Source organism: Streptomyces sp. NPDC017520 (genome assembly GCF_044329855.1).
GTDB lineage: Bacteria > Actinomycetota > Actinomycetes > Streptomycetales > Streptomycetaceae > Streptomyces.
Genome location: NZ_JBIRKB010000029.1, coordinates 37,956 through 54,584, shown reverse-complemented (window position 1 = coordinate 54,584; position 16,629 = coordinate 37,956). Strand labels below are relative to the sequence as shown.

Sequence of the window (16,629 nt, the reverse complement as noted above, 5' to 3'; positions counted from 1 at the left end):
GCGCCGCCCCCGCCCCCCCCCCGCGGCCCCCCCCGGCCGGGGGGCCCCCCCCCCCCCGGCCCGGGGGGGGGGGGGGGGCGGGCCGCCGCCCCCCCCCCCCCCCCCCCCCCCCCGCCCGGCACCACGCCCCCGCACACACGGGGCGACCTCACATCCCGCGCACAACCCCGAACGCCCGGCGCGATCTCACACGCGCCCGCACAGCGTCGGACGTGCGCATAACCTCGCTTCCCCCTGCACAGCCCCGCACGACCTGCCGCACCCCCCCGCACGACCCCCCACTCCCCCCGCACGGCCGAACACCACGACTTGCCCTTCCCCTCCCCCTTCTGCCACCAGGAGCCGGAACGATGGACCGTCGCACGTTTCTCACCGCCGCAGGGACCGGGGCCGCGGCCCTGTCGCTCGGAGCCGTAACCGCCCCGGCGGCTGTAGCCGCCCCCGCCGACCCGCGTCTCCTGCGGACCTGGTTCCGCGACACGTACCGCTCGATCGAGGCGATGACGACCGACTTCGGCCTCGTCACCGACAAGATCGACCTCAGCGGCCCCGGCGCCCCCGCCCAGTCCACCCAGACCTCGCCGACCAACATCGGCTGCGGCCTGTGGTCGACGGTCGCCGCCGCCGGCCTGGGCGTGATCGGCGAAGGCGCGATGCTCCGGGCCCTGACCCGTACGGTCGCCGCCGTCGAGAAGCTGGAACGCCACCACGGCTTCTGGCTCAACTGGTACGACGCGCACGACGGTTCGGTGCTCGCCCGGTGGCCGGGCACCGGCGACCCGGTCCGCCCGTTCCTGTCCTCCGTCGACAACGCCTGGCTGGTGACGGGCCTCCGGATAGCAGCCGACGCGGCCCCGGCGCTGCGCCCCCGCATCCACCGCATCCTGGCCACGGCCGACTGGTCCTCCTTCTACACGCCCTACGACCCGGCCGACCCGGTCGCGAGCCCCGGCCAGCTGCGCGGCGGCGTCTGGACCGACACGGACGAGCCGACCCCGCACCACTACGGCGCGCTCAACACCGAGCCGCGCATGGCCAGTTACCTCGGCATCGCGGACGGCTCCCTCCCCGGCGACCACTACTGGCACCTGCTGCGGACGATGCTGCCGGAGCACGAGCAGGAGCAGAGGCCGGACGGCGGTCACGTCACGGTCGACGGCGTACGCGTCTGGAACGGGCACTACACCCACCGCGGCCGCAAGGTGGTCCCCAGCTGGGGCGGCTCGATGTTCGAGGCGCTGATGGTGCCGCTGTTCGTACCGGAGCAGCAGTGGTCGCCGCGCGCGTGGGGCGTCACCCACCAGCGTTACGTACGCGGCCAGATCGACCACGGGCTGCGCGAGGCGGAGTACGGCTACTGGGGCTTCTCCCCGTCCAACGTCCCGGAGGGCGGCTACCAGGAGTACGGGGTCGACGCGCTCGGCATGGCGGTCGACGGATACGCCTCCAACACCGACCGCACACACACCACGGACGGCGAACCTCTGCCGCCTCCCTCCGCGTTCACCAACGGCGTCGTCACCCCGCACGCCTCCTTCCTGGCCCTGCCGTACGCGGGCCGGGAGGCGGTGGCCAACCTGCGGGCACTGGAACGGGACTTCGGCGCGTACGAGGACGGGCTCGGCTTCCGGGACTCGGTGAACGTGTCACTGCGCCCAAGGCAGACGAACTGCCTCGATTTCACTGTCGTTCAGCAATGCGTTGACGAGTTCAGGGGGCCCGGCGACCTTGGTGCCCCACAGGTCGTAGTCGGTGCACAGGACCCACGAACGGTCCTCGGCCCAGAGGTTGGACGGGCTGAAGTCGGCCTCGGACTGGTCGTACAGGCTCTCGGCGTCGCCGATCCGGCCCGTACGCACGTGGAGGTTGTCGAAGTCGATGGCCCCGAGTGTCATCGGGTTGTAGTAGGCCAGGCAGCGGGTGTCCGGGCCCGCAGGGCTGAACTGGGTGAGGATGGCGATCAGCCGGTTCCAGGTCTCACGGTCCAGGCTCCCCTCGGTCGGCGGGGCCATGCCCAGCGGCCAGCTGCCCTCCTTCTTGGCCGAGGGAAAGCAGCGGTAGGAGGGCATCAGCCCGTCGGGCACGACCGGGTCGCCGCTCCGCCGGGCCAGCTCGGCCCAGCGCAGCCGCCGCCAGCCGGGGCCCGGGTGCTGGGCACGGCCCAGCCCTCCTCCCGTGGCGATGCCCACGGCGTCGAAGTCGATGCCTCCAACGACGTGCGGCTGGACACTTCCATCCGCCAGCCGCGCCTGGTGGTACTCGTGGTACGACACATCAGCCGGCCCCTGGTTGTGCTCGTACATGGCGTTGAGCACCCAGACGGCGTCGGGCATCGCCGGAGGCATGAACCCGGTGATGCCGTCGCCGCACAGCTCCAGCAGCCAATCGGCGGCCTCGGAGGACACGAGCGGCCACAGGCTTGATATCGGGTTCGACTCTTCGGACATGCGCCCATGATCCCAGGCGCGAACCACCCTCCCGCAAAGGGCCGGCATTACGCCGCCTGAATTCGCCACCTGCACGTTCCCGCAACCCTGGCCACGATGCCAAGGCGTGCCTCGAACGCTGACGGACGATCTTCTCTCTGGACTCCTGCCCACGACCAGCACGAGTACCCCGAAGGCTGGCCACACCATCTCCTTGACCTGCGATTTCAGGTTGGTGGAAGCTCACTCCAGGGCATCCCTCGCGGATGCGATCAGCGCACGCGCCGAGGCGCCGTAGACCGCCAGCGCCGCAAGCTCCGAGAACGCCTCGGCGTACATGGTCACCTCACTGGGCTGGGTGATCGTGAGATACCCGGAGACCAGCTCGACATTGGTCTGTGCGGCATCGAAGATCCAGAACCCTTCCACGGGCATCCGGGAACGGTTCGGCCCGGCCGGGACCACCCCCAGACTGACGTTGGGCAGAGAACCCACGGTGAGCAGATGGCCGAGCTGCCCGACGAGGACATCCGTTCCGCCGGTGCCGTTCTGCAGCACCGACTCCTCGATGAGGAAGGCGAACCGGCGCCCGCCCTCGTACAGCACGCGCTGCCGCTCCACACGTGCGGCCACCGCCTCGGCCACGTCGTCGACCTCGACGCGGCGTCGCTGGACGGCGCGCAGCACCGCCTCGGTGTATGCAGGTGTCTGGATCAGCCCCGGCACGAACCACGACGAGTAGGACCGGAAGCGACGGGTGCGGTCGAACAGAGGCAATCGCGCTTCCTGCGCCTGCTTGAGCCCGGCTTGCTCCATCTGCCCCCAGCCAATCCACATGCCCTCGGCGTTCCGGAGCGAGGCAAGGAGGTCGGCGGTCTGGCCCTCCGCCCCGCACGCCCGGCACCAGGCACGGATGTCACCAGCGGACGGGGGCGTGCGGGCATTCATGATCCGCGAGGACTTCGATGGATGCCAGCCACAGCGCACGGCGATCTCGCGCCCGGTCAGCCCGGCATCCCGGCAGAGGTCCGCGAGCCGATCCGCGAGAATCCGTCGGGCCTGCTGAAGACTTGAGGAAGGAGATTCGGTCATGATTCCGCGAGGTCAGCGAGGCCGGTAGTGCTCATGCGGCACAGCACGTTCCCACACGGCCTCGAAGGCGTCCGCGCACAGCTTCACCAGCACCGGATCGTCCGTGTACTCCCGCCCGTCCTCGTCCAACCGCCCGTTGCCGGTGAAGTGGTGGAAATGGGCCCGCTCCCCGTCGAACAGCCAGAAGTCCATGCTGGGCAGGGCAAGACCCGTCGCTCTGCGTCTGGGCAGCCAGCGAACCACCTCGCCCGCTGCGAGGTTGGTGAACGTGGTGTCGTACTCGTACCTCACGTAGTCGCTGATCGGCTCGGACACGACCCGGGCTCGCCGGACCGAGACTCCCCGGCCGACGGCCTCGCGTACCGCGTCGTGCCAGCCGTTCCACCACGTCGAACGCTCACCCCGGTCGAGCCGCACGCCCTGTTGCCACGCGATGTACCCGGGATCGTCGAGCATGTACGCATCGCGCAACTCCAGGTGCACTGCCGATCGCTGTGTTCGCGCCAGAGCATCACGCGCTGGGGGCTGCATGTTCCGCCTCTCCGCCACGATCGCCTTCCCGACGAGCAGGAAGGTAGTCCAGCATGGCCGCCGGCAGCCGGATGATTGTCTCGTTGTCGGGGACATCGGTGGAATGGCCGGGAACGGAGCCGACTTCCTTGCAGTCTTTCACTTCTGCCGCAGTTGCTCGGTACGACTGGATCAGAAGGTCCCCCGTTTCTTCGTGAAGCCAGATCGTCGGCGACTCATCGGTCGGGGAATCGGGGTCGGTGCCGAGACCTTAAAGCCATGGCCAGCTCCCGCTGTCGAGGTACATCAGCATGCACGAGCGTTCCTTCGCCGGATGGCGTAGGTCAAGAGCTCCGAAGGGGCGCACGGAATGGCCTTCTAGCGATCCCTCTCGGAGAACAGGTGCGGGTGCACCCCCGCGAGGACCGCGTCCACCGCCGCGAGCGTCGGATCGACGACGTCCCAGTCGTGGGCGGTGGGGTGGCCGGCGAACAGCCCGCACGCGTCCTCGCCCCGGGGGTCGATCACGCCGCACCAGGCCAGCTCCGCGAGGGTCGCCCGTTCGCCGCTCCAACGGGCCCAGACGGCGGTGCGGTTCACGTCGTCGTCCCACAGCACCATCGCGTGGTCGCCGTCGTGATCGGCGGCCAGCTCGCAGAGGAGATGCCCGGCCTCCGGGAGGCTGCCGCCGGGTGCGGCGAGCCGGGTCAGGAACTCCGGGGGCGGTAACAGGGTCACGGCGGTGCACTGGTTCATGGGGGTGCGCTGGTTCATGGGGGTGGAAATCCTCCGGTCGCCGTCAGGGCACGTCGGTGTCGGGTACGTCGGGGGCATCGGGCGCGCCGGGGGCCTCGTCCTCGGAGACGAGTCGTCGCACCTCGCTGTGGACGTGTTCGGCGATGAGGTCGCCGAGCGGGTCGGTCACGGAGAAGGAGTGCGGCCCGGGGTGGTGGTCGAAGTACGCGCACGTGGTGACCGTGCGGGTCGCCAGCTCGCGGAGCACGGCGGGACACAGCCGCAGCGTGTCGAGGCGGTGGAGGCGGTGCGCGCCGGTTCCTGACCAGCGGAACCACAGGTCGCGGTCGTCCGGCACGTCCGCCGTCCACAGGTGCGCGGCGTGCTCGGCCGATTCGTCGTGGTCGGCCAGCTCGCACAGGACGAAGTCCTCCGCCTCCACGACGTCGGGCGGGTGCTCCGGCCCGCCCTCCATGGTGGCGAGCGCCAGCAGCGTCTCCGCGTACGGGACTTGGGTCACGGCGGTGCATTGCAGCACGGGGTCAGCCCCCTTCCGTCTCCGTACGGGGCGGATACGGGCGGCTCGCCGACGCCGCCGTCACCCACCCGCACAGATCGACGGGCCACGCGCCGAGGGTGACCCGCAGCCCCACGAAGGGGTCGACGACGGTGAGCAGGGCGGGCCGTCCGGATTCCAGCGCGCTCATGGCGTGGTCCTGGCTGCCGGGGTCGCCCGCCCACGCCCGGAGCGCCTCGGGGGCGTCGGAACCGTGGAAGGTGACCGGCCGGACGTCTCTGGCACCGAGCCACGGGGCGGCCGGGGGCAGGGTCCTCCCGTGAGCATCCGCCAGCCGCAGAGCCTGTCGCCGGAGCCAGCGCAGAACAAGTCGGCGGCTCGGCAGGGCGACTCCGCCGAGCCGGAGGGCCTGGCCGCCGGCCGTCACCGTGACGGCCGCGACGTAGTCCAGATTCCTCACGCGGCCCGGGGCCGAAAGCGCCGCCGCCTTCACAGCACTTCTCCCCGACTACGGGCGTTGAGCCGCGCGGTACGGGCGCGAAGCTGCTCCATGAGCAGCGCGGGCCGTACGTAACGCGGTTCGACCTCCCACTCGCGCCCACCGGCGACCGGCCGGAGGGACCAGTACGGACCGGCGACGCCCTGGAACTCCCCCACGCGGTCACCGCGACTGGTGTCCGCGAGGAGGGTCCCGGGGGCCGGGACGTGTGGGGACGACTCCGTATTCGAGCTGACGTTCTCACCGTACACCGTTCGCTCCTCTCTGTAGCCGTATGACTACCGGGACGACTCAGCGTGGCCTAGCGTGGAGACGTCTTCAACGTTTCGAATCTGGGGGATACGTTGGTCAACCGCAAGGAAGTCAACCCTGACGGGGGCCCGGAGGCGGCCTACGGAGCACGTCTACGTAGGGAGCGCGAAGCACGGGGCTGGAAACAGGACGACCTCGGCGCGCGCATCGGCTACACGGGGAGGCACGTTTCCGGGGTGGAATTGTGCCACAAGTCCCCAACTCGCAAGTTCTCGATCGCCGTTGACGTGGCGATGAACTACACGGGAACCGCTGATTCGTTCGAGCGCGAGTGGCGCAAGATCAAGCACGGGGTGCTGGTGCAGGGCTTCCCGGAGTACGTGGCGCTGGAGGGCCGGGCGGCGGAGATCAGGCTGTTCGAGGTGGGGCTCGTACCGGGGCTGCTGCAGACCCGGGCCTACGCGCAGGCTCTGGCCAACGCGGCTGTCGATCGAGGCGTCATCACCACCGAACAGGCCGACCAGCGCGTCTCGTTACTCATGGAACGCCAGGGCGCGCTGTTGCGCACCGTGCCGCCGATGCTGATCGCGGTGCTGGACGAGAGCTGCATCCGCCGGGCGATCGGTGGCCCCGCCGTGATGGACGCTCAGTTGCAGTATCTGATCGACTTCGCCGCGCAGTCCCACACCATGCTCCAGATCGCCCCTTTCAGCACCGGCGAGCGTCGGCCCTTCGATCGGGCCGTAAATCTGTTGACGCTCCAGGACCGGTCCGTGGTCTCCTACGTCGAGTCCGAGACACAGGGCCAGCTGGACCGCGAACTCAGCTCGGTCATCCCGATGGTGAGGGCCTACCATCAGTTGCAGGCTGTGTCTCTGTCGCAGACAGATACCGTGGACATGATCCACCAGCACCGAAAGGGCACCTCGTGACGACCGAATTCACGACCCCGCAGTGGGTCAAGTCCTCCTACAGCAACAACGGCGGCACCTGCGTCGAGTGGGCCCCGCGCACCGCGTCCGCCACCGGGATCGTCCCCGTACGCGACTCGAAGAACCCGGGCGGACCCGCCCTCGGCGTCCCCGCCACCGCGTTCGCCGCCTTCGTCGCAGGCATCAAGTCGGGCGAGCTGTAGCACCGACCGCAGCCACAACCGGACAACGACGAAAGGGCGGCGCGCAGATGGCTACCGAAGCCACGGCCCAATACTGGGTCAAGACCTCCTACAGCGACAACGGCGGCACCTGCGTCGAGTGGGCCCCGCGCACCGCGTCCACCACCGGCACCGTCCCCGTACGCGACTCGAAGAACCCCGGCGGTTCGGCCCTGGCCGTCGCTGCCGACGCGTTCACCTCCTTCGTGGCGTGCATCAAGGCCGGCGGCTTCGACACCACCGCCTGACCGCCGCCGCTCCGGCTGCGCCCCACCGTGCCCGCACGGTGGGGCGTTCCGCTGTCGGGGCACGGACCCTGCCAACACCCCGGCACCGGCCGGAGACGAACGCGCGGAAGCACCCGGGCCCGCACGCACACGGTGAACCCTCACTGAGCGGCGCTCCCCCGCCACGGGTGACGGCGCGGCTCTGATGGACTCACCTCATGACGGCCGTATTCCCCCGCCTCCTGCGCGCACTCGACCAGTTCCACGCCACCCACCCGTGGGATCACAACGCCCACTACCACCGCTGGATCCTGCGCCGGCTCCCCGAACGTTTCACCAGCGCCCTGGATGTCGGTTCGGGCAGTGGTGACCTCGCCAGGCTGCTGGCCTCCCGGGCCGAAGCGGTGCACGGCGTCGACGCCGACCCCGCCATCGTCGATCGCGCGCGGGAGCGCACGGTTCCCGGGGCTCCGGTGACCTTCTCCGTCGGGGACGCGCTGGAGGACGTACCGGCCGGGCCCTACGACGTCATCACGTGTGTCGCCGCCCTCCACCACCTGCCGCTGACCGACGCGCTCACGCACTTCCGCCGACACCTGGCGCCCGGGGGGACGCTGATCGTCATCGGCCTCTACCGCCCGCAGTCCCTGAGCGACCACCTGATCGACGCCGTCGCCATTCCGTCGAACATCGCCCTGGCCTGGATCAAGAACCGGGGCCGCAGGGCGCCGCGCCCCGTCGCCATGACCGCACCGACCCGGCCGGCGACGACAGCCTTCCCCGACATCGTTCGCGAGGCCAGCCGCTTGCTGCCCGGTGCGCGGCTGCGACGGCGGCTGTTCTGGCGGTACACCCTGGTCTGGAAGCGGGCAGGTCCCGTCGGCAGGTGACCAGGAAGACGGGCCGCACCGAGCCCTGGCAAGCGGTCCGGCCCGGCGACGACGGCAACGTCACCCGAGAGGTGAACGGGCCGGACAGTGCGTGGAGGGAGCTGGACGTTCACTGCATCAACGGCACGAGCCGACCGCGCCCGTTCTTATGAGGTGACCGTGGCCGGGGGACGCTGGATCTCCAGGACAACTGCCGTGCCTGCCACGGACTGGTCCTCGTGCATGGTGATCACCTGGCCGGGCCGAAGGTGCTGCCACTGCGAGGGGTCCAGGGGCGCGAGTCGTACCGTGGCGTGCCCCCCGGGCTCCAGGAAGGGCGTGAACTCCGCCCAGAGCCGGGCGATGTCGAGAGCCGGTCCGCCGGTCGCGGTCCGGTGGCCGATGCTCCACATCGGTCGCAGGACGCCGGCGCCGGAGATGGGCGTCTGTCGTCGTGCTTCAGCGGCCGGGCGGAGGGTGAGATCGGCTCGGATGATCCCGTGGCGGGTCTCGTAGCCGCGCCAGTGACACCAGGCCGCGCTCCTGTCCAGCCGCATCTGTTCGGCTGCGGTGGCCAGGGTTTCCCAGAAGCCGAGCGAAAGCTGGTGGACGTCGCCGAGTTCCTCCAGCAGATCGAGGGCTACTTCCCACTCGTCGTGAGCGAGGTACTCCCAGACGTCGTTCACCGTGAGGTCGTTCTCGGTGGCGATCCTCTCGGGAACCAGCAGGGATGCGGCTTCCAGCAGCTCGGGGACGTCCATGCCCTGATTCTGGACCACGGCCTCCTGGTGACGGCAGGAGATGCCCGGTGACTTCCGTCGATCAGATCACGGCTCCGCCGGCCTTCGGCCCATCGCGGGCGATGCCCTCCATCGGGCACGCCTTCGCGGGCCGCGTGATGGGGCGGACCGAACAACAGGCCCGGAGCAAGGCGGGGCCGTCGGCGGTGACGCACGCGCTCTCCGACCGCACGGTGACACGCCCCACTACTCAGTGATACTTTGTAGTGGTATTCGGTACTACGCAGTACCGGTAAGGCCGAGGAGGACTCGCGATGGACGACCTGACGGAGATGCTGAAGGGCACGCTCGAAGGCTGCGTGCTCGAAATCATCGACAGGGAGGAAACGTACGGGTATGCCATCACCCGCCAACTCAACGAGCTCGGCTTCGCCGACGTCGTCGAGGGGACGGTGTACACGATCCTGCTGCGGCTGGAGCGGAACAGACTCGTCCAGGTGACGAAGCGACCCTCGGGGGTCGGTCCGCCGCGCAAGTTCTACGCGCTCAACGACGCCGGACGCGAGGAACTCGCGAAGTTCTGGACGAAATGGCGGTACGTCTCTTCCCGCATCGACAGGCTCAAGGAGGGCGGCAAGTGAACTTCTGGGAAACCATCACAGGCAGCGATCTCACCAGGGACTGGCAGGCGTTCGAAGCCAGGGCCGAGGCCCTGCCGGACGACTACCGGGCCGCGTGGGAACAGATCAAGGGCCACCTCTTGCCCCACGGGGACTTCACCGGCCGCAACCTGATGCCGCTCCTCGACGCCGCGCTGGGGCTGCTCGAAGAAACCGCAGCCGACGGGCAGAACGTCCACGAGGTGCTCGGCGACGACATCCAGGGCTTCTGCACGGCACTGGTCGGCGGTGAAGGTGCTCCAACCTACCGCGACCGGTGGCGCGAGCAGCTGAACAGGAACGTCGCAAGGAAACTGAACCGGCTGGGAGGCTGACGTGAGCATCCAGGACATCATCGAGGGCAAGAAGCAGTGGCGGGCGCACACAGCTCGGGTCAAAGCACTCCCGCCGGACTACCGGATCGTCTACAAGGAGATGCAGAAGTACTTCTTCAAGGTCGGACCGGTCGACCTGCCCGACGGGCCGCTGCTCCCCGGGATCGTCGACTTCTTCGAGGAGGGCGCCGCCACGGGCAAGGGAGTCCTGGAGCTGATCGGCACGGACGTCGCCGCGTTCTGCGACGACCTGGTCAAGGATTCGCCCACCCATGCGGACGTCTATCAGGAGTCCATCGGCGGGGAATCCGGCGCCGCCGCGAAGTAGCACCCGTCGCCCGATGCCCGTGGGCATAGTCGCCGCACCTACGATCGTGGCCGGGATGGGCGCGGCCGGTCCGAACCCCGAGGCAGCCGGCGCCATGGCCATGCCGCTGGTCCGGAGGGCGGCCCGCGGGACGAGCGCACGCGCGACGGCGGCTGGTATTACTGGGGCATGCAGGAAGAGACGGCACGCTCCGCGATCGACACGTTCATCTCCGCGTTCAACGCCTCGGACGACAGCTATGTGACTGCCCTGCTCTCCCAGGCCCTGACCTCGGACGTGGTCTTCTGGGGGCCGTTGGGTCGCAGCGAAGGAATCGCGGCGGTCGAGCAGTTCGTGCTGGACATCCGGCGCCACCCGGCGGGGACCGGCACGATGGTGCGCTGCTCAGCGGTGGACATGCCCGACGAATGGGCCCGGTACCAGTGGGTCTTCACCACGCCGGACGGAGGCCCCCGCCTGGCGGGAACGGACGTCGTCCATCTGCGGCGGAGCCTCATCGACCAGGTCATCGTCTTCGCGGGGGAGATCGAGCCGTCCGCCTCCTGAGTCGTCCTTCTGTCACCGCCGGAACGAGCAGCGTCACCGCTCGCCGGTAACGCACCGAACCCCGTGCTGCCCCGACGAGCCCACGCGGTCACAGCCCTTAGGTACCGGGGGCGTCCTGGGCGAAGAGTTCCACGGCCAGTTCCATACAGCGCAGGCGGGCCGGGGAGAAGTCGTAGGGCATCTTGCCGACGGCTTCCAACACGCTCATGGAGCCGGCCTCCCGCCCACCCGGGCCGGGTTCGGCCTCGCCGCCGCGCTCGCCACCGTCGGCGGTTTCAGGGTGCGCGGCATCCCAGGCGTCGCAGAGGGCCTCGTCCTCCTCACTCAGACCGGACTCCTCGATGTAGGCGTGCAGGGCGTTCTCGAAGGCGTACCGCTCGGCGGCCACGTGAGCCACCCGCGGATCGTCGACGGCGACGCTGTCGTCGAGCGCCTCCTCGGCGTCGTCGACGCGGTCGGATTCCTGCCGCAGGGTGGGTTGCGCGGCCAGGGCGATGAAGCGGGTGGCCTGGACCGCCGCGCCGAGCGGGCCGAAAATCCGCTCGGTGACCAGCAGGGTGTCCAGGTCCGCCGGGCGCAGGGAGCCCTCGGGCAGGGTCTTGAGGCGGCCGGTGACGAGGTCGGAGAGCAGGCCCATCCGGCTGCCTTCGGTGCGCATCCGCCGCACGGCGGCCCGCTGCCGCCGCAGCTCCGCCTCCTGCTCGGCGAGGGTGTCCTCCAACCGCTCCAGGACGCCCGCGATGGCTTCTCCGCTGTCCGCGCCGGCGGAGTCCGTGCCGGTCGCGAAGGCGTCGCGGATGTCCTCCAGGGCGATCCCGGCCTCGGCCGTCCTGCGGATCCACAGCAGGCGGATCATGTCCTCGTACCCGTAGCGGCGACGGTCGTCGCCGCCCCGCTCGGGTTCGGGGAGCAGGCCGATCTCGTGGTAGTGGCGGATCGCCCGCGGCGTGCTGCCGACGAAGGCCGCCGCGTCACCGATCTTGATCCGGCGGGGTGGCACGAAGGACGAGTGCATGAGCAGGGACCTTTTCTCCAGAGGCCGGGACCAGGGACGTAAGCCCGCCGGGACGTAAGTCCACCGGACCACATGCCGCTACGGAAGGTGCAACCGCGGTGCCTCCGGTCTTCCTCCGCTTTCCGGTTCCGACCCGTTGCCACTTCTCGGTTCTCGGCCTGAACCGAGGCAGTATCCGGCCGGAATTTCGCGGTCCGGGGCGAATCCTCCACCGGTGACCTAGCGTGTTGATCATCGCCGGAGTGGCTACGTGGGGTCACGGAGTACGGGCGCGGGGTACGAAGGAGCTTGATGGTGACGGAGACCGATTGGCGACGGCGGTCCGTGGTCGTGACGGGCGCGACGCGGGGCATCGGGCGGGGCATCGCGGAACTGTTCGCCCGTCGTGGCGCCGCTGTCATCGTCACGGGTCGGAACGAGGAGGCGGCCCGCGCGGTCGCGGACGAGCTCGCACGGACCACCGGGTCCCGGGTCGCCGGTCTGGGCGTGGATCTCCGGGACCCGAGCGCGATCGAGGCGATGGCCGACGAGGCCGAGGCGCGCCACGGGCACGTGGACGTGGTGTGCGCGAACGCCGGGGTCTTCCCCGAGAAGCCCCTGAGGGAGATGACGGCCGCGGATGTGGATGATGTCCTCGCCATCAACCTGCGGGGCACGATCCTGACGACGAAGGCGTTCCTGCCGGCCATGGAACGCGCGGGACACGGACGCGTGGTGCTCACCTCCTCGATCACCGGGCCGACCACGGGTTACAGCGGGTGGTCCCACTACGGGGCGAGCAAAGCGGGCCAACTGGGGTTCCTGCGGAGCGCCGCGCTGGAACTGGCCCCGGCGGGCATCACCGTCAACGCCGTCCTGCCCGGAAACGTCCGCACCGAGGGGCTGAGCGATCTGGGCGAGGACTACCTGCGACGCATGGCCGCCGCCATCCCGGCCGGCCGGCTCGGCGAGACCTCCGACATCGCACACGCCGTGCTCTTCCTCGCGTCCGACGAAGCCTCGTTCGTCACCGGTCAGACGCTCACCGTCGACGGCGGCCAGACCCTGCCCGAGTCGCTGGACTCATTCGTCCCGTTCGCCTGAGACCGGCGGGCCGGCGGTACGGCTCTCATCGGCGCTGCGCCTCCCGCGTGAGCCGTCGGCGCCCCGCGCGGCGTCCGGGCGGCAGTAGCGCTGGATCAGCGTCGCGTGTCGGGGAAAGCGGGCGGTCAGGTCGTCGGGGTCCCCGAGCGTCATGTCCGCGTAGTCGAAGCCGGGCGCCACCGCCTCGCTGATCAGGGCGTGGTCCCCGCCGTCGAGAGAGGTGGCCTTCCACACCCCGCCGGGAACGGCGAGGGTCAGCGCCTCCCCCTGGTGCGGGTCCTGGCCGAGGAGCACCGACTCCGCACGGCCGTCGGGGTGGATCAGGTGATACGTGAGGGGGGCGCCGGAGTGGTGGAAGTGGAGGATGTCCGACCGGTTGAGATGCCAGTACCCGATGGGTGACTCCTCGGTGAGCAGGTAGTGGATGGAGGTGAGCAGAAGGCGTTCGCCTCGCGGGGTCCGTACCGGCGGACGGTGGTCCGCCTGGAAGGTACGCCGGAAGTACCCACCCTCCACATGCGGTTCGAGCCCCAGAGCGTCGATCCATTGCTGTGCCGTGAACACACGGTCCTCCCAAGGGTGACGCGGCCCTGCGGGGGCCGCGGAGTTGGCGGGACAAGCGGGCGGGTTCCCGGGCCGCGGAACGCGCACGCGGGAAACGGCGGCCTTGGCCGAAATAGTCCTGGCCGGGATGGTCCTGGCCACGCGGAAGGCGACCGCCCGCCCGTCGAGCGTGAATCCGTGAGTCGCGTGGTCGGCGCTCTCCGGTTCGGCCGGCGCTCTCCGGTTCGGTCGGCGCTCTCCGGTTCGGGGCCCGGCTATGAGCAGGCGAAGCCACTCTGGTCGCACACCGATGACTTCGCAGCCCGCAGGTCGCCGTGAAGCCCCGCCCTCGGTCGATATATCCGCATACTCCCATCCTGTCACCCCGCCACGTGGTCGAACCCTCGACAGCATGTTGACATGCCCTTGACACTCACGACCGCGCGCCCGAGGCTCGGGACCCCCCGTGGACAGCTTGACGACAATGAGGTGCAGCCCCCATGCGATCACGCCCCGTCGGATTCCTCCTCTCGACCCTCGCGGGCGCGGCCCTCGCGTTCGGCGGCACCGCCGCCGCCTCCGCGACCCCGCCCCCGGCCTCCGGTTCCGCTCCGGCCGGCAACGTCGGTACGGCCGATGCCTGTTACACCTGGAGCGGCACGCTCCAGGAGGGCTCCAGCGGTGAAGCGGTACGCCAGCTCCAGATCCGCGTCGCGGGCTATCCGGGCACCGGGAACCAGATCGCCATCGACGGGGCGTTCGGCCCGGCCACGAAGGCGGCCGTCCAGCGCTTCCAGGCCGCGTACGGGCTGGCCGCCGACGGCATCGCCGGCGCCCAGACGTTCAGCAAGATCTACGCGTTGCAGGACGACGACTGCACCCCGGTCAACTTCACCTACGCCGAGCTGAACCGCTGCAACTCCGACTGGTCCGGCGGCAGGGTCAGCGCCGGCACGGCACGCGCCAACGCCCTGGTGACCATGTGGAAGCTCCAGGCCATGCGGCACGCGATGGGGGACCGGCCGATCGCCGTCAACGGCGGCTTCCGCAGCGTGTCCTGCAACAGCGCGGTCGGCGGGGCCACCAACAGCCGCCACCTGTACGGGCACGCGGCGGACCTCGGCGCGGGCTCCCAGGGCTTCTGCGCCCTCGCCCGGGCGGCGCGCAACCACGGCTTCACCGAGATCCTCGGCCCGGGCTACCCCGGCCACAACGACCACACCCACGTCGCCGGCGGCAGCGGCCGCTTCTGGTCCGCGCCCAGCTGCGGCATCTGAGGCCCGGCCGCCCGCGCCCTCCCCGTCACCCCGCCTGCCCGGCGGGGTGACGGCCACGGTCAGCTTCCGGAGCCCCCGGCGACGGCGATCGTGCCCTGGGCCACCGCGCAGAGGGTTTCCACCCCTTCGGCATCCACCATGAGCAGATCGCAGCGGCAGACGACCCGGGTACGGCCGGGGCGGACCACCTGGGCCCGCGCGCGCAGCACCTCGCCCCGGGCCGGGCGCAGATAGTCGATGGTGAAGCCGGCGGTCAGGACGGATGGGCCGACCGCCGCGCCCGCCGCGAAGGTGAGGGCGTTGTCGGCCGCGTAGCTCAGGACGCCACCGTGGACGAACCCGTTCTGCTGGCGCAGTTCGTCCCGTACGTCCAGCTCCAGGACCGCCGCCCCGTCACCGAAGGCCGTCAGCCGCGCGCCCAGCAGGACACTGAAGGGCTGGGCGTCCAGAACCTGCTGCCCGAACGCGAGTTGTGAGGCGCGTGCCTCCATGCTCCACCTCTCGCCCCTGGTTGCGGTGAGCGTCGTCCTCCGGGAACCGATCCGTCGACATCGGCCCTCGCCATCCCATCACCACCGGCCCACTACTGTCTGCCGGATGGAGAACATGATCCCCCGGGGCAGTTGGCTCGACGACGACACCTTCCGCAGGCTGGTACGCGAGGTCACTCCGCTCCGCTTCGGCTCGTGGAGCCTGGCGGATTTCGAGCACGCCACCTCGGAGCTGGGCTGGGAACTCCGCGAGCCCAAGGAAGTCGTGGGCCAGGTCTGGCGCAGATTCGCTCCCCGGAAGGGGCCCTGGGGTGGCTACGGCACGGTGATCGCCGACGCCTCGGCACCCGAGCAGGTGCGCAAACTGAACGTCCGCGTCGTCGACCTGCCCGCCGAGGACATATCCTCCGCCGCCGGTCTCGTCCGCGCCGCCTGGTGGGTCATGGAGGAGGAGCTGGGCCCGCCCGCGATGTGGGGAGGAGACTCCGGCCCGTGGATGCTGTGGCGGCTCCCCGGCGCCTGCCTCCTCGTGCACTCGCACGACGAGGGCGAGGTGAGCCTGGAACTCCTGCCTCCCGACGCGGACGCCGACGCCGCCGGAGGCGGCTACTCCCGCGGCCGCTGGCGCGCCGCCGAGCAGGCCGGGCTGCCGGTCGCGCCCGGCACGCCGCACGCGCCCGGCACCAGTTGGGAAGAGGTGGAGAAGCGCCTGGCCGAAACCCTGCGCTCCCTCGACCACGACACCCCGTTCTTCCCCGGCAGGTTCATACTGCACCTGGGATCCGCCGACGATCCCCAGCGCTTCGTCCAGTGCTGGAGCCAGGATCTGAGTCTTGTCGTCGAGGCAACCGGCTACGTGCACCAACCGGGCGCGGCCAACCCCGCCCGACTGGCGCGGAGCGGCTGGGAGTCCCCCCACTCGATCTGGCAACGCCGCTTCCCCGACGCCATGGACAACCCCGCGCACGCCGCGACGGCGGCCCGCATGCTCATCGGGGAACTGCGGCACCTGGGCGTCGACCTGGCCGACCTCTCCTACGACGGAACCATGGCCGGTCGCGGGCGCGGCTTCCACCTCGACCTGCCGGACCTGGGAGTCCCCCGAGTCCCCCAGCCCGCCGTCTGAACACGGTCGCGGTTCCCCGAACGCCCCGCGCCGGGGAGCCGCTGCTCCGGGCTCATTGACAGCGGGGCGCCCCGCTGTCACCGTCTCGTCTGACGACGGCAGTCGCGGACCGAAGCCCCACCGGCCCGCCGCACGCACTTCCCACCGCCCCGCGCACTTCCCACCGCCCCACGCACCCTCCCCCCATTCACGCGTCTCCCGCCCCC

23 protein-coding genes and 1 pseudogene are annotated in these 16,629 nt (G+C 70.4%); 13 read left to right on the top strand and 11 right to left on the bottom strand.

Annotated features, from left to right (window positions below; genetic code table 11):
• Positions 1 to 350: 350 nt before the first annotated feature.
• Positions 351 to 1,649: pseudogene (locus tag ACH4KB_RS37010) on the top strand (hypothetical protein); the annotation flags it as partial.
• Positions 1,650 to 2,669: 1,020 nt separating this feature from the next.
• Here the strand turns inward: ACH4KB_RS37010 and ACH4KB_RS37005 are convergent.
• The 7 genes from ACH4KB_RS37005 to ACH4KB_RS36975 form a co-directional block, all read right to left on the bottom strand.
• Positions 2,670 to 3,518, bottom strand: coding sequence for a helix-turn-helix domain-containing protein (locus ACH4KB_RS37005; protein ID WP_398071346.1), 849 nt, complete (start codon positions 3,516 to 3,518; stop codon positions 2,670 to 2,672).
• A gap of 12 nt (positions 3,519 to 3,530) precedes the next feature.
• Complete coding sequence (locus ACH4KB_RS37000) at positions 3,531 to 4,049, bottom strand: DUF6879 family protein (protein ID WP_398071344.1); 519 nt, start codon at positions 4,047 to 4,049, stop codon at positions 3,531 to 3,533.
• Positions 4,030 to 4,254, bottom strand: coding sequence for a hypothetical protein (locus ACH4KB_RS36995; protein ID WP_398071352.1), 225 nt, complete (start codon positions 4,252 to 4,254; stop codon positions 4,030 to 4,032). Before ACH4KB_RS36995 ends, ACH4KB_RS37000 begins: the two co-directional genes overlap by 20 nt.
• A 152-nt stretch (positions 4,255 to 4,406) precedes the next feature.
• The gene (locus tag ACH4KB_RS36990; RefSeq protein WP_398071350.1) at positions 4,407 to 4,784 is read right to left on the bottom strand and encodes a hypothetical protein; all 378 of its coding nucleotides are present in this window, start codon (positions 4,782 to 4,784) and stop codon (positions 4,407 to 4,409) included.
• Positions 4,785 to 4,827: 43 nt separating this feature from the next.
• Positions 4,828 to 5,301, bottom strand: coding sequence for a hypothetical protein (locus ACH4KB_RS36985; RefSeq protein ID WP_398071342.1), 474 nt, complete (start codon positions 5,299 to 5,301; stop codon positions 4,828 to 4,830).
• Between the two features lie 4 nt (positions 5,302 to 5,305).
• Positions 5,306 to 5,773 (bottom strand): hypothetical protein, encoded by a 468-nt coding sequence (locus tag ACH4KB_RS36980; protein ID WP_398071340.1) that lies wholly within the window; start codon positions 5,771 to 5,773, stop codon positions 5,306 to 5,308.
• A complete protein-coding gene (locus ACH4KB_RS36975) occupies positions 5,770 to 6,030 on the bottom strand; it encodes a hypothetical protein (protein WP_398071338.1) in 261 nt (86 codons plus the stop codon). Before ACH4KB_RS36975 ends, ACH4KB_RS36980 begins: the two co-directional genes overlap by 4 nt.
• Before the next feature lie 93 nt (positions 6,031 to 6,123).
• On the opposite strand from ACH4KB_RS36975, the gene ACH4KB_RS36970 reads away from it, so the two are divergent.
• The 4 genes from ACH4KB_RS36970 to ACH4KB_RS36955 all read left to right on the top strand — a co-directional run bounded on the left by ACH4KB_RS36970 (position 6,124) and on the right by ACH4KB_RS36955 (position 8,301).
• Positions 6,124 to 6,963 (top strand): DUF5753 domain-containing protein, encoded by an 840-nt coding sequence (locus ACH4KB_RS36970; RefSeq protein ID WP_398071336.1) that lies wholly within the window; start codon positions 6,124 to 6,126, stop codon positions 6,961 to 6,963.
• The gene (locus tag ACH4KB_RS36965; RefSeq protein ID WP_398071334.1) at positions 6,960 to 7,166 is read left to right on the top strand and encodes a DUF397 domain-containing protein; all 207 of its coding nucleotides are present in this window, start codon (positions 6,960 to 6,962) and stop codon (positions 7,164 to 7,166) included. The genes ACH4KB_RS36970 and ACH4KB_RS36965 overlap by 4 nt, the downstream gene beginning before the upstream one ends.
• A gap of 47 nt (positions 7,167 to 7,213) precedes the next feature.
• Positions 7,214 to 7,432: a DUF397 domain-containing protein gene (locus ACH4KB_RS36960; RefSeq protein WP_398071332.1), complete on the top strand. Its 219-nt coding sequence runs from the start codon at positions 7,214 to 7,216 to the stop codon at positions 7,430 to 7,432.
• 197 nt (positions 7,433 to 7,629) lie between these two features.
• Positions 7,630 to 8,301: a class I SAM-dependent methyltransferase gene (locus ACH4KB_RS36955; RefSeq protein ID WP_398071330.1), complete on the top strand. Its 672-nt coding sequence runs from the start codon at positions 7,630 to 7,632 to the stop codon at positions 8,299 to 8,301.
• Between the two features lie 146 nt (positions 8,302 to 8,447).
• On the opposite strand, the gene ACH4KB_RS36950 is transcribed toward ACH4KB_RS36955, so the two are convergent.
• Positions 8,448 to 9,041 carry a hypothetical protein gene (locus tag ACH4KB_RS36950; protein WP_398071328.1) on the bottom strand — a complete coding sequence of 198 codons (594 nt, stop codon included), beginning with the start codon at positions 9,039 to 9,041 and terminating at the stop codon, positions 8,448 to 8,450.
• 47 nt (positions 9,042 to 9,088) lie between these two features.
• On the opposite strand from ACH4KB_RS36950, the gene ACH4KB_RS36945 reads away from it, so the two are divergent.
• The 5 genes from ACH4KB_RS36945 to ACH4KB_RS36925 all read left to right on the top strand — a co-directional run bounded on the left by ACH4KB_RS36945 (position 9,089) and on the right by ACH4KB_RS36925 (position 10,888).
• Positions 9,089 to 9,277 carry a hypothetical protein gene (locus ACH4KB_RS36945; RefSeq protein ID WP_398071326.1) on the top strand — a complete coding sequence of 63 codons (189 nt, stop codon included), beginning with the start codon at positions 9,089 to 9,091 and terminating at the stop codon, positions 9,275 to 9,277.
• A 57-nt stretch (positions 9,278 to 9,334) separates the two neighbouring features.
• Complete coding sequence (locus tag ACH4KB_RS36940; RefSeq protein ID WP_382191396.1) at positions 9,335 to 9,661, top strand: PadR family transcriptional regulator; 327 nt, start codon at positions 9,335 to 9,337, stop codon at positions 9,659 to 9,661.
• Positions 9,658 to 10,014, top strand: a complete 357-nt coding sequence (locus ACH4KB_RS36935) for a DUF1048 domain-containing protein (RefSeq protein WP_398071323.1) — start codon at positions 9,658 to 9,660, stop codon at positions 10,012 to 10,014. The genes ACH4KB_RS36940 and ACH4KB_RS36935 overlap by 4 nt, the downstream gene beginning before the upstream one ends.
• Before the next feature lies 1 nt (position 10,015).
• Positions 10,016 to 10,342, top strand: coding sequence for a DUF1048 domain-containing protein (locus tag ACH4KB_RS36930; RefSeq protein WP_398071321.1), 327 nt, complete (start codon positions 10,016 to 10,018; stop codon positions 10,340 to 10,342).
• Positions 10,343 to 10,510: 168 nt separating this feature from the next.
• Complete coding sequence (locus ACH4KB_RS36925) at positions 10,511 to 10,888, top strand: nuclear transport factor 2 family protein (protein ID WP_274346434.1); 378 nt, start codon at positions 10,511 to 10,513, stop codon at positions 10,886 to 10,888.
• A 97-nt stretch (positions 10,889 to 10,985) separates the two neighbouring features.
• On the opposite strand, the gene ACH4KB_RS36920 is transcribed toward ACH4KB_RS36925, so the two are convergent.
• The gene (locus ACH4KB_RS36920; RefSeq protein WP_398071319.1) at positions 10,986 to 11,903 is read right to left on the bottom strand and encodes a MerR family transcriptional regulator; all 918 of its coding nucleotides are present in this window, start codon (positions 11,901 to 11,903) and stop codon (positions 10,986 to 10,988) included.
• 291 nt (positions 11,904 to 12,194) lie between these two features.
• Between ACH4KB_RS36920 and fabG the strand changes: the two genes are divergently transcribed.
• Complete coding sequence (gene fabG, locus ACH4KB_RS36915) at positions 12,195 to 12,986, top strand: 3-oxoacyl-ACP reductase FabG (RefSeq protein ID WP_398071317.1); 792 nt, start codon at positions 12,195 to 12,197, stop codon at positions 12,984 to 12,986.
• Here the strand turns inward: fabG and ACH4KB_RS36910 are convergent.
• Positions 12,966 to 13,550 (bottom strand): cupin domain-containing protein, encoded by a 585-nt coding sequence (locus ACH4KB_RS36910; RefSeq protein ID WP_398071315.1) that lies wholly within the window; start codon positions 13,548 to 13,550, stop codon positions 12,966 to 12,968. The genes fabG and ACH4KB_RS36910 overlap by 21 nt on opposite strands.
• A 479-nt stretch (positions 13,551 to 14,029) precedes the next feature.
• On the opposite strand from ACH4KB_RS36910, the gene ACH4KB_RS36905 reads away from it, so the two are divergent.
• Positions 14,030 to 14,806 (top strand): D-Ala-D-Ala carboxypeptidase family metallohydrolase, encoded by a 777-nt coding sequence (locus ACH4KB_RS36905; RefSeq protein ID WP_398071313.1) that lies wholly within the window; start codon positions 14,030 to 14,032, stop codon positions 14,804 to 14,806.
• Between the two features lie 59 nt (positions 14,807 to 14,865).
• Here the strand turns inward: ACH4KB_RS36905 and ACH4KB_RS36900 are convergent, their stop codons facing one another.
• On the bottom strand, positions 14,866 to 15,297 hold the full coding sequence (locus ACH4KB_RS36900; protein ID WP_398071311.1) for a PaaI family thioesterase: 432 nt from the start codon (positions 15,295 to 15,297) through the stop codon (positions 14,866 to 14,868).
• A 106-nt stretch (positions 15,298 to 15,403) separates the two neighbouring features.
• Between ACH4KB_RS36900 and ACH4KB_RS36895 the strand changes: the two genes are divergently transcribed.
• Positions 15,404 to 16,423, top strand: coding sequence for a TY-Chap domain-containing protein (locus tag ACH4KB_RS36895; RefSeq protein WP_398071309.1), 1,020 nt, complete (start codon positions 15,404 to 15,406; stop codon positions 16,421 to 16,423).
• Positions 16,424 to 16,629: the final 206 nt, after the last annotated feature.

Bases quoted from the DNA above. Each gene is read 5' to 3' on its own strand.
- ACH4KB_RS37005 (WP_398071346.1), bottom strand. From the start codon at position 3,518: ATGACCGAATCTCCTTCCTCAAGTCTTCAGCAGGCCCGACGGATTCTC.
- ACH4KB_RS37000 (WP_398071344.1), bottom strand. From the start codon at position 4,049: ATGCAGCCCCCAGCGCGTGATGCTCTGGCGCGAACACAGCGATCGGCA.
- ACH4KB_RS36990 (WP_398071350.1), bottom strand. From the start codon at position 4,784: ATGAACCAGTGCACCGCCGTGACCCTGTTACCGCCCCCGGAGTTCCTG.
- ACH4KB_RS36960 (WP_398071332.1), top strand. From the start codon at position 7,214: ATGGCTACCGAAGCCACGGCCCAATACTGGGTCAAGACCTCCTACAGC.
- ACH4KB_RS36955 (WP_398071330.1), top strand. From the start codon at position 7,630: ATGACGGCCGTATTCCCCCGCCTCCTGCGCGCACTCGACCAGTTCCAC.
- ACH4KB_RS36950 (WP_398071328.1), bottom strand. From the start codon at position 9,041: ATGGACGTCCCCGAGCTGCTGGAAGCCGCATCCCTGCTGGTTCCCGAG.
- ACH4KB_RS36940 (WP_382191396.1), top strand. From the start codon at position 9,335: ATGGACGACCTGACGGAGATGCTGAAGGGCACGCTCGAAGGCTGCGTG.
- ACH4KB_RS36925 (WP_274346434.1), top strand. From the start codon at position 10,511: ATGCAGGAAGAGACGGCACGCTCCGCGATCGACACGTTCATCTCCGCG.
- ACH4KB_RS36920 (WP_398071319.1), bottom strand. From the start codon at position 11,903: ATGCACTCGTCCTTCGTGCCACCCCGCCGGATCAAGATCGGTGACGCG.
- fabG (WP_398071317.1), top strand. From the start codon at position 12,195: ATGGTGACGGAGACCGATTGGCGACGGCGGTCCGTGGTCGTGACGGGC.
- ACH4KB_RS36905 (WP_398071313.1), top strand. From the start codon at position 14,030: ATGCGATCACGCCCCGTCGGATTCCTCCTCTCGACCCTCGCGGGCGCG.
- ACH4KB_RS36900 (WP_398071311.1), bottom strand. From the start codon at position 15,297: ATGGAGGCACGCGCCTCACAACTCGCGTTCGGGCAGCAGGTTCTGGAC.
- ACH4KB_RS36895 (WP_398071309.1), top strand. From the start codon at position 15,404: ATGGAGAACATGATCCCCCGGGGCAGTTGGCTCGACGACGACACCTTC.